Annotated in this window: 14 protein-coding genes; 13 read left to right on the top strand and 1 reads right to left on the bottom strand. The window is 69.1% G+C overall.

The features are described from left to right. Positions 1-79 precede the first annotated feature (79 nt). Positions 80-346, bottom strand: a complete 267-nt coding sequence (locus ABZ934_RS22050; RefSeq protein WP_361315847.1) for a UBP-type zinc finger domain-containing protein — start codon at positions 344-346, stop codon at positions 80-82. Positions 347-629: 283 nt separating this feature from the next. On the opposite strand from ABZ934_RS22050, the gene ABZ934_RS22045 reads away from it, so the two are divergent. Genes ABZ934_RS22045 through ABZ934_RS21985 form a run of 13 tightly spaced genes read left to right on the top strand, consistent with a single transcriptional unit; the run spans position 630 to position 12,298 of the window. After that, complete coding sequence (locus ABZ934_RS22045; RefSeq protein ID WP_361315779.1) at positions 630-1,454, top strand: type 1 glutamine amidotransferase domain-containing protein; 825 nt, start codon at positions 630-632, stop codon at positions 1,452-1,454. Positions 1,455-1,486: 32 nt separating this feature from the next. Then, positions 1,487-3,124 carry a thiamine pyrophosphate-binding protein gene (locus ABZ934_RS22040; RefSeq protein ID WP_361315776.1) on the top strand — a complete coding sequence of 546 codons (1,638 nt, stop codon included), beginning with the start codon at positions 1,487-1,489 and terminating at the stop codon, positions 3,122-3,124. Positions 3,125-3,177: 53 nt separating this feature from the next. Then, complete coding sequence (locus ABZ934_RS22035; RefSeq protein ID WP_361315774.1) at positions 3,178-3,609, top strand: nuclear transport factor 2 family protein; 432 nt, start codon at positions 3,178-3,180, stop codon at positions 3,607-3,609. Positions 3,610-3,638: 29 nt separating this feature from the next. After that, entirely contained in the window at positions 3,639-4,094 is a 456-nt protein-coding gene (locus ABZ934_RS22030; protein ID WP_361315772.1) for a nuclear transport factor 2 family protein, read from the top strand. A gap of 13 nt (positions 4,095-4,107) precedes the next feature. Beyond that, positions 4,108-4,488, top strand: a complete 381-nt coding sequence (locus ABZ934_RS22025) for a nuclear transport factor 2 family protein (RefSeq protein WP_361315769.1) — start codon at positions 4,108-4,110, stop codon at positions 4,486-4,488. Between the two features lie 10 nt (positions 4,489-4,498). After that, positions 4,499-6,103 (top strand): GMC oxidoreductase, encoded by a 1,605-nt coding sequence (locus ABZ934_RS22020; protein WP_361315766.1) that lies wholly within the window; start codon positions 4,499-4,501, stop codon positions 6,101-6,103. Then, entirely contained in the window at positions 6,096-6,707 is a 612-nt protein-coding gene (locus ABZ934_RS22015; protein ID WP_361315764.1) for a DJ-1/PfpI family protein, read from the top strand. The genes ABZ934_RS22020 and ABZ934_RS22015 overlap by 8 nt, the downstream gene beginning before the upstream one ends. Further along, entirely contained in the window at positions 6,707-7,162 is a 456-nt protein-coding gene (locus ABZ934_RS22010; protein WP_361315761.1) for a VOC family protein, read from the top strand. Before ABZ934_RS22015 ends, ABZ934_RS22010 begins: the two co-directional genes overlap by 1 nt. A 3-nt stretch (positions 7,163-7,165) precedes the next feature. Continuing rightward, positions 7,166-8,986: an AGE family epimerase/isomerase gene (locus ABZ934_RS22005; protein WP_361315758.1), complete on the top strand. Its 1,821-nt coding sequence runs from the start codon at positions 7,166-7,168 to the stop codon at positions 8,984-8,986. A gap of 52 nt (positions 8,987-9,038) precedes the next feature. Continuing rightward, entirely contained in the window at positions 9,039-9,371 is a 333-nt protein-coding gene (locus ABZ934_RS22000) for an STAS domain-containing protein (RefSeq protein WP_361315755.1), read from the top strand. After that, positions 9,368-11,515 carry a glycogen debranching protein GlgX gene (gene glgX / locus ABZ934_RS21995; RefSeq protein WP_361315752.1) on the top strand — a complete coding sequence of 716 codons (2,148 nt, stop codon included), beginning with the start codon at positions 9,368-9,370 and terminating at the stop codon, positions 11,513-11,515. The genes ABZ934_RS22000 and glgX overlap by 4 nt, the downstream gene beginning before the upstream one ends. A gap of 16 nt (positions 11,516-11,531) precedes the next feature. After that, positions 11,532-11,843 (top strand): STAS domain-containing protein, encoded by a 312-nt coding sequence (locus tag ABZ934_RS21990; protein WP_361315750.1) that lies wholly within the window; start codon positions 11,532-11,534, stop codon positions 11,841-11,843. Positions 11,844-11,857: 14 nt separating this feature from the next. Beyond that, positions 11,858-12,298 (top strand): anti-sigma regulatory factor, encoded by a 441-nt coding sequence (locus tag ABZ934_RS21985; protein WP_361315845.1) that lies wholly within the window; start codon positions 11,858-11,860, stop codon positions 12,296-12,298. The last annotated feature ends 8 nt before the right edge of the window (positions 12,299-12,306 follow it).

Below are 12,306 nucleotides of genomic sequence, written 5' to 3'. Positions count from 1 at the left end.
GGGGAGGGAGCGGCGGCGGGAGCCGAGCCGGTGGCGGCAGCGGCGGGGGAGGGAGCGGCGGCGCGCTCCGGGGCCGCGCTCACGCGGGGTCCAGCATCAGCTTGTCGGTGTAGCACCAGGCCCAGTCCTCGCCCGGCTCGTGCGAGGCCGCGATGGGGTGCTCGGTGGTGCGGTAGTGCCGGGTGGCGTGGCGGTTCTTCGAGGAGTCGCAGCAGCCGACGTGCCCGCAGCTCAGGCACATTCTCAGGTGCACCCAGCCGTCCCCCGTCGCCAGGCACTCCTCGCAGCCGTCGGTCCCGGGCTTCACCGGACGTATCTGGTCGATGTGTGTGCACTTCAGGTCCATCGTCATCGTCCCCGTCCCTCTCCTCGCGCACTCGTACCGCTCGTCACGCCGGTTAATCACGGGCGCGTCCAGACCATAAGTCGGGGGTGCCGAGCAGGTTCATCGATTCGGCCGAAGTCATGGAGTACGGCGGCTACTTCATGACCTCGCACGGCGACTACATGAGGTGTCGGGGCGGCCCGCCCTTCTACCTCACGAAGTCGCATACGGGCGCTTTGACGCAGGCCCCGGGCACAAGCAGGGTGGGGGACGCCAACACAACAGGCGGCGCCTGGAGGAATCTGTGAGCAGAAAGATTCTGGTCATTGTCTCCGAACACGGTTACTGGGCCGAAGAACTGATCGGGCCCGTATCGAAGTTCGACGAGCGGGGCTATGAAGTCGTATTCGCCACGCCGACCGGGAAGCGCGCCCACGCACTTCCGCCGAGCCTCGACGCCCACTACATCGACCCCCCGCTGGGCCGGTCGGTGACCACGGAGGAGAACGCCCGGCTGGGCCGCGAGTTCGAGCAGTCGAGCCGGCTCGACTCGCCGCTCGACATCGAGGCGTGGGCGCCCGAGCGCCCGTACACGAGCGACAAGGACTACCTGCCCAAGCTGGAGCAGTACCACCGCGATCTGGACAAGCTCCAGGAGGACATCGCCTCCTTCGACGCGATCCTCGTCGTCGGCGGCAGCGGCCCCATCGCCGACCTCGCCAACAACGAGCGGGTCCACGCCCTGATCCTGGCCTTCAAGAACGCCGGCAAGGTCGTGGCGGCCGAGTGCTACGGGGTGGCCTGTCTGGCCTTCGCCCGCGACTGGGGCGACCGCAAGAGCATCATCTGGGGCAAGCACGTCACCGGCCACTGCAAGGAATACGACTACAAGGACGGAACCGGATTCCTCGGTACCGACTTCAACATGGGACCGCCGCCGTACCCGCTGGAGTACATCCTGCGCGACGCCACCGGCCCGAGCGGCGCGTACCACGGGAATTTCGGCCACCCGCTGTCGGTGATCGTCGATTTCCCCTTCGTCACCGGACGGTCGACCCCCGATTCCTATCTGACGGGGCAGAAGATCGTGGAAGTCCTGGAGGACGGACTCACCCGGTACGGCTGGTAGTCCGCTGACCGCTGGGAAAAGAGGGGGAATTCATGGAAGCCACTCCCGGACGGGAAAGGCTGATCGAGCAGTTCAAGGCCGACGGCCTGAATGTGATGTTCGGAAATCCGGGGACGGTCGAACAGGGATTCCTCGACGCCGTCGACGCGGCAACGGACTTCCGTTACGTCCTCGCCCTCCAGGAGACCGTCGCCGCCGGCATCGCCGACGGATACGCCCGGGCCACCGGCGGCGCGGCCCTGCTCCAGCTGCACTCCGGGGTGGGCCTGGGCAACGGCATCGGCATGCTCTACCAGTCGCTGCGCGGCCACACCCCGCTCGTCGTGGTCGCCGGGGACGCCGGGGTCCGCTACGACGCCATGGACGCGCAAATGGCCTCCGACCTGGTGGCGATGGCCAAGCCGGTGACGAAGTACGCGACCCGGGTCACCGACCCGCGCTCGGTGCTCCGCACCATCCGGCGGGCCGTGAAGATCGCCCTGACCCCGCCCCGCGGACCGGTGTTCGTGGCCCTGCCGATGGACGTGCTGGACGAGCCGAACTCCGAGCCCGTGCTGCCCGCCACGGTGCCGCGCACGGACGTGGCGCCCTCACCCGCCTCGGTGGGCCGGGCGGCCGAGCTGCTCGCCGCCGCCGAACACCCGGTCGTTCTGATCGGCGACGGGGTGGCGCTTTCCGGGGCGCAGGCCGAACTCGTCGCCGTCGCCGAGCTGCTGGGCGCCGACGTGTACGAAGTCGACTCCTCCGAGGTCAACATCGCGGCGTCGCACCCGCTGCGCCGCGGCCAAACGGGCCACATGTTCGGCCCGCACAGCAAGGGCCTCATAGGCGACGCCGACGGGGTGCTGATCGTCGGCACCTATGTCTTCCCGGAGGTGTTCCCCGAGCTGGAGAGCCCCTTCAGGACCGGCGCCAGGGTCGTGCACATCGACCTCAACGCCTACGAGATCGCCAAGAACCACCCCGTGGACCTGGGCCTGGCCGCCGACCCCAAGCAGGCCCTGCGCGCGTTGGCCGGCGTACTGGAGCACCGGCTGACCACCCGGCAGCGCGCCGCCGCGGCCGGCCGGCTGGCCGCCCGCGCCCGGGAGCGGGCCGCGGAGGCGGACGTACGGGACACCGACGGCACGCCGATGGCCGTCTTCCTGCGGACCCTCGCCGAGCGGACGGGGGGCGACCTCATCGTCTTCGACGAGGCGCTGACCACCTCGCCGCTGGTCACGCGGTACCTGCCGGCCGAGCGGCCGGGCGACTACCACCTCACTCGGGGCGGTTCGCTCGGGGTGGGCTTCCCGGGAGCGGTCGGCGCCAAGCTGGCCCGGCCCGACCGGCTCGTCGTCGGCTTCGCGGGCGACGGCGGGTCGATGTACACCTACCAGACGCTGTGGACCGCGGTCCGGCACGGCATCGACGCCAAGTTCGTGGTCTGCAACAACCGCAAGTACCGGCTGCTTGACGACAACATCGCCCAGTACTGGCGGGAACGGGACATCGCCGAGCACGACTTCCCGGGCTCCTTCGACCTCTCCCACCCCGAGATCGACTTCGCGGGGCTGGCCCGCGCCCTCGGCGCGGACGGGACGCGGGTGGAGAAGCCGGACGAGGCGGTCGCGGCCGTGGGCCGGATGCTGGACCACCCGGGCCCGTACCTCGTCGACATCCAGATCTGACCCCCGCACCACGCCCTGACATCACTGCACCGGTACGGACAGGAGGAGACCGCATGCCCGCCGAGCGGCTGACCGAGGACGCGATCCGCAGCTTCGCCGAGAACTGGTACGTGGCGCTGGACCAGCACCTTCCGCTGGACCGGGTGCTCGGCCTCATCACCGAGGACCTGGAGTTCAAGGTCCCCGAGGACACCTTCCTCGGACACGAGGGCTTCGGCCGCTGGTACGCGGCCGTGACCTCCCGCTTCTTCGACGAGGTCCACACCGTCACGAAGGTCGAGCCCGTCATCGAGGGCGACCGCGCGATCGTACGGGTCCTCGTGAACTGGCAGGCCAAGATCTGGGACCCGCCGGCCGCGCGCAGCCAGTGGCTCGGGTTCGACGCCGACCAGACCTGGGTCGTGGTGGCCGGCCAGGACGGCCCGCTGATCAAGCAGTACACCGTCAACGAGCTGGCGCCGATGCCCGGTTCCGGTTCCCTCTGACCGGCTGCGAAGACGTAGGAGGAGGGGCGATGACCGAAGTGACACGGGAGCGGGTGCGGGCGGCCTACCAGGCGCTCGGCTCCGGTGACCGGGCGCGCATCCTGGAGTTCTACTCCGAGGACCTGCGCTGGCTGGTGCCCGGCAACCACCCGCTCGCCGGCTGGTACGAGAGCCTGGACGCCTTCCTGGAGCTGATGGGGCAGACCCACAAGCTCACGGGCGGCACCTTCCGGATGGACATCGAGGCGGTGCTCGTCGGTGACGACTGCAGCGCCGACGTGTGCCGCAACGTCGCCGTGCGCGACGGCGCGGACGGGGCGAGCGGGTCCCCGTACGAGCGGATGGACTATCCGGTCTTCCACTACATGCGGTGGCGCGAGGGCCGGATCGTCGAGGGCCGCGACGGGCTCTTCGGCGACACGGCTACCGCCTTCAGCCAGTTCTGGGCGCCCTTCGCGCCGGACGGAACCCGCAGGGACCGATAGGGGGATGAGCGCGATGAGCGCGTCGGACGCACGAGAGATTCTGCGGAAGTACTACGAGTACGCCAATGCCGGGGACTGGGACCGCTGGTGCGACCTGTTCGCCGACGACCAGGTCATGGACGAGCAGCTCGCCGGACACATCGAGGGCCTGGACGTCCTGCGCTCGATGATGAAGGGCATGGGAACGATGTACCGGAGCTTCCGGAACGAGCCCGCGCACTTCCTCGTCGACGGGGAGAAGGCCGCGGCCGTCTCCCACGTCACCGCGGTCGGCCCCGCCGGCGAGGTCATCGAGGCCGAGGTCATGAACTTCTTCCGGATCGTGGACGGAAAGATCGTCTACATGGCGAACCACCACGACACCGTGCCCTTCCAGGTGCTCGGCCAGGGCTGAGGGCGGCGTGATGGCGAGAGATGAGTACGACTACATCATCGTGGGGTCCGGTACCGCCGGCAGCGTCCTGGCGAACCGGCTCTCCGAGGACCCGGACGTCTCCGTCCTCGTCCTGGAGGCCGGCGGCGACCGCATCCCGCCCGAGGTGGACGATCCGTCCTCCTGGTACAAGCTGCTGGGCGGACCCGTCGACTGGGGCTACACCAGCGTCCCGCAGCCGGGGCTCGACGGCCGCCGTACGTACGAACCGCGCGGCAAGGCCCCCGGCGGCAGCAGCAACCTCTACATCATGATGCACATCCGGGGCCACGCCTCGGACTTCGACAACTGGGCCTACCAGGGCGCCGCGGGCTGGGCGTACGAGGACGTGCTGCCCTACTTCGCCCTCCTGGAGGGTCAAGAGGACGCCACGGCCGCCACCACCGGCACCGACGGCCCGCAGCGCATCACCCACGCCGGCCGGCACCACCCGAACCCGACCTCCCGCGCCTTCATCGACGCGGCGGTCGAGCTCGGCCACCGGGAGATCGCCGACTTCAACACCGACGGGCCCCGGCGCGGACTCTTCGGCACCGGCTGGCACCACATCGACGTCGCGGACGGCCGCCGCCAGGGCGCACTCGCCGCCTACCTGGAGCCGGCGCTGGAGCGGTCCAACCTGACCCTGCGCACCCAGGCGCAGACCACCCGGCTGCTCTTCGACGGGGACACCTGCACCGGCGTCGAGTACGTGCGGCTCGCACCGCCCGCCCCGATCCCGGGCCGGGTGGTGGGCGACGGACACAGCGCCGCCACGGGACCCGGGACGCACACCGTACGGGCCCGCCGCGAGGTGATCGTGGCCGCCGGGGCGATCGAGTCCCCCAAGCTGCTGCTGCTCTCCGGCATCGGGCACCCCGAGCAGCTGCGCGAACACGGCATCGGGGTCACCGCCGCCCTTCCCGGGGTCGGCGAGAACTTCCACAACCACGTCCTGACCGGGCTGATGGCCGAGGTCACCCAGGAACTGCCGGCACCCGCGCAGAACCTGTCGGAGAGCGCTCTGTTCCTGTCCTCCCGACCCGGCCTGCCCGCGCCCGACCTCCAGATCGCCTTCGTCCACGTGCCGTTCGACGTGATCGTCGGCCAGGACCACCCGAACACGGTGAGTATCCTGCCCGGGGTCGTACGGCCCGTCTCGCGCGGCTGGATCAAGCTCGCGAGCACAGACCCGCTGGCCCACCCGCTGGTCCACCCGAACTACCTGGGCGACCGGTGGGACCTGGAGCGGATGGTGCAGGGCGTGAAACTCGCCCGGGAGCTCTTCGCGACCTCGGCGTTCTCGCCCTGGTACAAGCAGGAGCTCCAGCCCGGGCCGGGCTACGTGAGCGACGAGGACCTGCGGACCTTCGTGAAGCAGAAGTCCGAGAGCTACCACCACCAGGCCGGTTCCTGCCGCATGGGCATCGACGACCTCTCCGTCGTCGACCCGGAACTGCGGGTGCACGGCGTACGGAACCTGCGCGTCGTCGACGCGAGCGTGATGCCCGCCGTCCCGTCGGGCAACTGCCACACCGCCATCGCGATGATCGCGGAGCGCGCGGCGGACTTCCTGAGGGGGGTGTCACGTGCCTGACGTCGTACTGCGCGAGGGCGCGCTGTCCGGGACCCGGATCGCGGTCCTGGTCGAGAGCGACTTCTACGAGCCCGAGATCTTCTACTACGGACGCCGGTTCGCCGAGGAGGGCGCCGAGGTCGACTTCCTGACCCGGCTGTGGGGCAACGACTCCATCACCTTCACCGGCCACGAATACCGGGCGCCGTTCACCGCCGACAAGTCCCTGGAGGGGCTGAGCGACGAGGAGCTGCGCCGGTACGCGGCGATCATCGTGCCCTCGGGCATGGTGGCCGACCGGCTGCGCTACACCGAGGACGTGGACGTCCTCGCCCCCGCCGCGGAGCTGCTGCGCCGGGCGTTCGAGGAGCCGACGGTCCTCAAGGGGATCATCTGCCACGGCATGTGGCTGGCCGCCTCCATCCCCGACAAGGTCCGCGGTCGCAAGGTCGTCTGCCATAACAACCTGATCGGTGACGTCCGCAACATGGGCGCCCAGTACGTCGACGAGGACGTGGTGGTGGACGGGGACCTGGTCACCGGGCGCACCGGCGCCCACCACCACCTCTTCGCCCGCCGGATCATCGAGCTCATCGCGGCGGGGCGGGGCCGGGGGGCCGGCTGATGCGGCGGATGGTCTGGTCCCACGTGGGCCTGAACTGCACGGACCAGAAGACCACCGAGGAGTTCTACACCCGGTACTTCGGCTTCGCCCGGGCCCGGGTGGTCGACCTCGGCGAGTCGCAGATCGTGTTCCTGCGCAAGGGGGACGCGTACCTGGAACTCTTCGCGGCCGACAGCGAACCGGCCCGGCCCGCACCGGGGGTCCCCACCGACACGGCCGGGGGAGACGGGCCACAGGGCCCGGGGCGGATGCGCCATCTGGCCTTCCAGACCGACAGCGTGGACGCGTTCCTCGCGGACTTGGGCGACGCGGCGGAAGTGACCCTGGGGCCGCTGGACTTCGACGACTTCATCTGCGGGTGGCGGACCGTGTGGGTCCGCGATCCCGACGGGGTGATCGTCGAGGTCAGCCAGGGATACGAGGACGACAGCTCTCACGACAAGGACGGTGTGTGAAACATGGCTGACGCCGTGGGTTTCTCCTTCTCCGACACGATCGCGGGCTACGTCGTCCGCTTCGACTCCCACAGCCGGCTGCTGCGGCTGAAGACCTCCGACGGCCGCGAGTTCGACGTGTCGCTGGCCGGGGATCCGAGCGCAGAGCTGGTCCGCAACCTCGACGAGCCGTACATCGACGCCTCCGGACACATCGACGAGATGCTCTCGGCGGGCCGGCTCCTGTTCGTCTACGGCGTCCACTACCCGGAGTCGGGCGGGCGCTTCGACGCCAAGCGCCTGGTCTTCCTCGGCCGTAGCGCCGAGGACTACCGGTTCGAGGAGCCCAGCTGGTGGATCAAGCAGATCGAGTCGCTGGCCGACTTCTACAAGCGGGCCCAGTTCGGCGACGGACCGGTGGACTTCGCCCAGTACCGCACCGAGATCCGGCTCGGCGGCGACAAGACCGCCAGCCACGTCCAGGAGACCGACACGATCTCCCGTCTGGTCTACGGCATGGCCTCCGCCTACCTGCTGACCGGCAAGGACGAGTACCTGGAGGTCGCCGAACGCGGCACCGAGTACCTGCGCAAGCACATGCGGGTCGTGGACAGCGAGGAGGACGTGGTCTTCTGGTACCACGGCATCCGCGTCGACGGGGACAGCGAACGCAAGCTGTTCACCTCGGAGTTCTCCGACGACTACGACGCGATCCCGATGTACGAGCAGATCTACGCCCTGGCCGGCCCCATCCAGACGTACCGCGTCACCGGTGACGTACGGATCAAGAACGACGCGGACGCCACCATCCGACTGTTCGACAAGTTCTTCAAGGACGAGGAACTGGGCGGCTACTACTCACACATCGACCCGATCCTCTTCAGCGCCGACCACGAGTCGCTGGGCGAGAACGCGGAGCGCAAGAACTGGAACTCGGTCGGCGACCACGCGCCCGCCTACCTGATCAACCTGTACCTGGCGACCGGCGACCAGAAGTACGCCGACTTCCTGGAGTACACCTTCGACACCATCGCGGACAAGTTCCCGGACTACAAGAACAGCCCCTTCGTCCAGGAGCGCTTCTACCGCGACTGGTCGCACGACACGACGCACAGCTGGCAGCAGAACCGCGCCGTGGTCGGCCACAACCTCAAGATCGCCTGGAACCTGATGCGGATGAACTCCCTCAAGGCCAAGCCGGCCTATGAGGAACTCGCCCGCAAGATCGGCGAGATCATGCCCGCCGTCGGCAGCGACCGCCAGCGCGGCGGCTGGTACGACGTGGTCGAGCGGGTGAAGGAGGGCGACGAGGAGTCGTACCGCTTCGCCTGGCACGACCGCAAGGCGTGGTGGCAGCAGGAGCAGGCGATCCTCGCCTACCTCATCCTGAACGGCACGACCGGCGGGGACGACTTCCTGCGCGAGGCCCGGCAGGCGGAGGCGTTCTACAACACCTTCTTCCTCGACCACGACGAGGGAGCCGTCTACTTCAACGTGCTCGCCAGCGGCACGCCCTACCTGCTCGGCACCGAGCGGCTCAAGGGCAGCCACTCGATGTCCATGTACCACTCGGCGGAACTCTGCTACCTCTCCGCCGTCTACAACAACCTGCTCATCAACGGCCGGGAAATGGACTTCCACTTCCAGCCCGACCCCACGGATCTGCCCGACCGCGTCCTGCGCGTCTCGCCCGACCTCCTGCCCGCGGGCTCCGTCGAGGTCGCGTCCGTCGAGATCGACGAGAAGCCGTGGACGGACTTCGACGCGAAGGGCCTCACGGTCCGGCTGCCCGACGTCCAGGGCCGGGTCAAGGTCAAGGTCCGGCTTCGGCCGGTCACCAGGTAATGCCCAACGGGGGGCGCCCCACCATGAGGGGAAGAAGACAATGACTCTTCACGTGAAAGAACGCCGGAACAAGGGCGGCACGGTGCTCGTCGCCACCGGCGAGATCAACAGCGAGACCTCGGGGCAACTGCTCCAGGCACTGCTGCCGCTCGTCCGCGAGGGCCGGTCGCTGCGCATCGACCTCACGGCCGTCACCTACGTCTCCAGCGCCGGCCTGCGCACCCTGCTCGTCGTCTACCGCGAGGCCCAGCACGCCGGGGTCGCCGTCACCCTGTACGGGGTGAGCGAGGAAGTCCGGTTCGTCATGTCGGCCACCGGCTTCCTGGACTTCTTCTCCACCGGCGAGGCGGCGGCGGCCACCGCGAAGGCCCAGGCAGCGCTATGAGCGAATCCACGACCGAACAGGTGCTGCGCGTCGACGCCTACCCCACCCACGAGGTGGGCGGGTACCGGGTCCGCGCCGGCAAGCCCTACCCCTTCGGAGCCAACGTGGTCCCCGGCGGGGTCAGCTTCTCCGTCTTCTCCGACCAGGCCACTTCCATGACCTTGGTCATCTACAAGCGCGGCGAGCCCGAGCCGATGGCCGAACTGGAGTTCCCCGACGAATTCCGCACCGGCAGCGTCTTCGCGATGACGGTCTTCGGCCTCGACCACGAGAACATCGAGTACGGGTACCGGGCCGACGGCCCCTACGACCCCGTCACCGGCCATCGCTTCGACGCCCGCCAGGTGCTCTCCGACCCGTACGCACGGCTGATCGCCGGCCGCGACGTATGGGGCGTGGAACCGGACCGCAGCCGCGGCTACCAGTACCGTTCGCGGGTCTGCCTCCAGGACTTCGACTGGGGCCACGACACCCCGCTGCGGATCCCCGCCGAGGACCTCGTCGTCTACGAGGCCCACGTACGCGGCTTCACCCGGCACCCTTCCTCGGGGGTCACGGCGCCCGGCACGTTCGCCGGGCTGCGCGAGAAGATCCCGTACCTCAAGGAACTCGGGATCAACTGCATCGAGCTGCTCCCGGTGTTCGAGTTCGACGAGAGCGACAACCCGCGCAGCAACCCGGAGACCGGCGAAAAGCTCTACGACTACTGGGGCTACAACACCATCGCCTTCTTCGCGCCCAAGGCCGGCTACGCGGCCACCGGACGCTACGGCATGCAGGGCGACGAGTTCCGCACACTGATCAAGGACCTGCACGCGGCCGGCATCGAGGTCATCCTCGACGTCGTCTTCAACCACACCGCCGAGGGCAACGAGCAGGGCCCGACGATCTCCTTCAAGGGGCTCGACAACGCCACGTACTACATGCTCACGCCCGAGGGGTACTACTTCAACTTCAGCGGCACCGGCAACACCGTCAACTGCAACCACCCCGTGGTGCGCAACTACGTACTCGACTGCCTGCGCCACTGGGTCGCCGACTACCACATCGACGGCTTCCGCTTCGACCTCGCGGCCATCCTCGGCCGCTCCGCGGACGGCACGCCGCTGCCCAACCCGCCGCTGCTGGAATCGCTGGCCTTCGACCCGGTCCTGCGACACACCAAGCTCATCGCCGAGGCATGGGACGCCGGCGGCCTCTACGAGGTCGGCAACTTCCCCGCCTACGGCCGCTGGGCCGAGTGGAACGGCAAGTACCGCGACACGGTCCGCAGCTTCCTCAAGGGCGACCCCGGGGTCACCGGGGAACTCGCCACCCGGGTCGCGGGCTCGCCCGACCTCTACTCCAGCCGCGGCACCTCGGCGTCGGTCAACTTCCTGACCGCGCACGACGGGTTCACCCTCGCCGACCTGGTCTCGTACAACGACAAGCACAACGAGGCCAACGGCGAGGGCAACAACGACGGCGGCAACGACAACGCCAGTTGGAACTGCGGGGCCGAGGGCCCCACGGAAGACCCCGAGGTCAACGCACTGCGCCTGCGTCAGATGAAGAACGCGCTGGCCATCCTCTTCACCAGCCAGGGCATCCCGATGCTGCTGTCCGGCGACGAGGTCGCGCGCACCCAGCAGGGCAACAACAACAGCTACTGCCAGGACAACGAACTGTCCTGGTTCGACTGGGACCAGGTCGACGAGAACACCGAACTGCTCCGGTTCACGAGGGAGTTGATCGCCTTCCGCAAGCACCACCGCGAACTGCGCTCCACCTCCCACCCCACCGGACAGATGCGGGACGCCCTCGGGCTGCCCGACATCAGCTGGCACGGGGAGCGGGCCTGGCAGCCCGACTGGTCCCAGGACAGCCGGCTGCTGGCGGTGGCCCGCTGCGGCACCGGGGACGACGACGTGGTGTACGTGGCCATGAACGCGCACTGGGAGCCGCACGACCTGGAACTGCCCGCCCTGCCGGGCGGGCGGACCTGGCACCTGTTCGCCGACACCTCGGCCGAGGCGCCGTACGACATCCGCACCCCCGGTGCGGAACAGGAGCTGGACAACGCCGGCAAGTACCTGATCGGCCCCCGCTCAGTCGTGATCCTCGTGGGCCGCACGAACGAGCCCGAGACGACCGGGACGTTCTGACCGAAGGAGACCTGACATGCCGCTTTCCGTGTCCCTGAGCATCGAGGGCGACACCACCGTGATCGAACTGGCGGGCGAGCTGGACGCCAAGACGGCCCCGGACTTCCACCAGACCATCGAGAAGGCCGCGGGCCACGGCACCAGCACCGTCGAGATCCGGATGGCCGGCGTCGGCTACATGGCCAGCGCCGGACTGCGCTCCCTGGTCTTCGCCCAACAGAAGGTGGCCGACCACGTCACCATCAAGGTGGTCGGCGCCATCGAGCCCGTGTCCCGGACCATCCGCACCGCCGGACTGGACCGGAGCATCCAGCTCTCCGACGACTGACGGCCGTGGGCGACATGGTCGAACTGGCGAGCAAGCCCGCGGTGCTGGACGTGCCCGCGAAGGTCGGGGCACTGGGCGAGATCGCCGCGTTCGTCCTGCGGCTGGCCGGCCGGGCGGGCCTGGACAAGCAGGCCACCTACCGGATCCGGCTGGCCGTGGACGAGCTGGCCACGAACGTCATCATGCACGGGTACCGGGGCGGCGGCGGACGCATCACCGTCCGCGGCCACTCCGGTCCCGGCGGGGTGCGGATCGTCATCGAGGACGCCGCACCTCCCTTCGACCCCGTCGAAGGCTGTCTGCCCCCCGCCACCGGGATCCCCCCGGAACGGCGGCGGGTCGGCGGTCTCGGCATCCACCTGGCACTCACCAGCGTGGACGAATTCGGCTACGCACGCATGGACGGCCGAAACATCAGCACCCTGACCGTGAGGGCCGCTGACTGTGCAGGCTGAGGGGACGG

This window comes from Streptomyces sp. NPDC046557 (assembly GCF_040645975.1).
Lineage (GTDB): Bacteria > Actinomycetota > Actinomycetes > Streptomycetales > Streptomycetaceae > Streptomyces.
Note: the sequence above shows the minus strand (reverse complement) of the source record. Positions and strands in the feature narration are given on the sequence as shown.

Bases quoted from the DNA above. Each gene is read 5' to 3' on its own strand.
- ABZ934_RS22010 (WP_361315761.1), top strand. From the start codon at position 6,707: ATGCGGCGGATGGTCTGGTCCCACGTGGGCCTGAACTGCACGGACCAG.
- ABZ934_RS21985 (WP_361315845.1), top strand. From the start codon at position 11,858: ATGGTCGAACTGGCGAGCAAGCCCGCGGTGCTGGACGTGCCCGCGAAG.
- ABZ934_RS22025 (WP_361315769.1), top strand. From the start codon at position 4,108: ATGAGCGCGTCGGACGCACGAGAGATTCTGCGGAAGTACTACGAGTAC.
- ABZ934_RS22040 (WP_361315776.1), top strand. From the start codon at position 1,487: ATGGAAGCCACTCCCGGACGGGAAAGGCTGATCGAGCAGTTCAAGGCC.
- ABZ934_RS22035 (WP_361315774.1), top strand. From the start codon at position 3,178: ATGCCCGCCGAGCGGCTGACCGAGGACGCGATCCGCAGCTTCGCCGAG.
- glgX (WP_361315752.1), top strand. From the start codon at position 9,368: ATGAGCGAATCCACGACCGAACAGGTGCTGCGCGTCGACGCCTACCCC.
- ABZ934_RS22050 (WP_361315847.1), bottom strand. From the start codon at position 346: ATGGACCTGAAGTGCACACACATCGACCAGATACGTCCGGTGAAGCCC.
- ABZ934_RS22005 (WP_361315758.1), top strand. From the start codon at position 7,166: ATGGCTGACGCCGTGGGTTTCTCCTTCTCCGACACGATCGCGGGCTAC.
- ABZ934_RS22030 (WP_361315772.1), top strand. From the start codon at position 3,639: ATGACCGAAGTGACACGGGAGCGGGTGCGGGCGGCCTACCAGGCGCTC.
- ABZ934_RS21990 (WP_361315750.1), top strand. From the start codon at position 11,532: ATGCCGCTTTCCGTGTCCCTGAGCATCGAGGGCGACACCACCGTGATC.
- ABZ934_RS22020 (WP_361315766.1), top strand. From the start codon at position 4,499: ATGGCGAGAGATGAGTACGACTACATCATCGTGGGGTCCGGTACCGCC.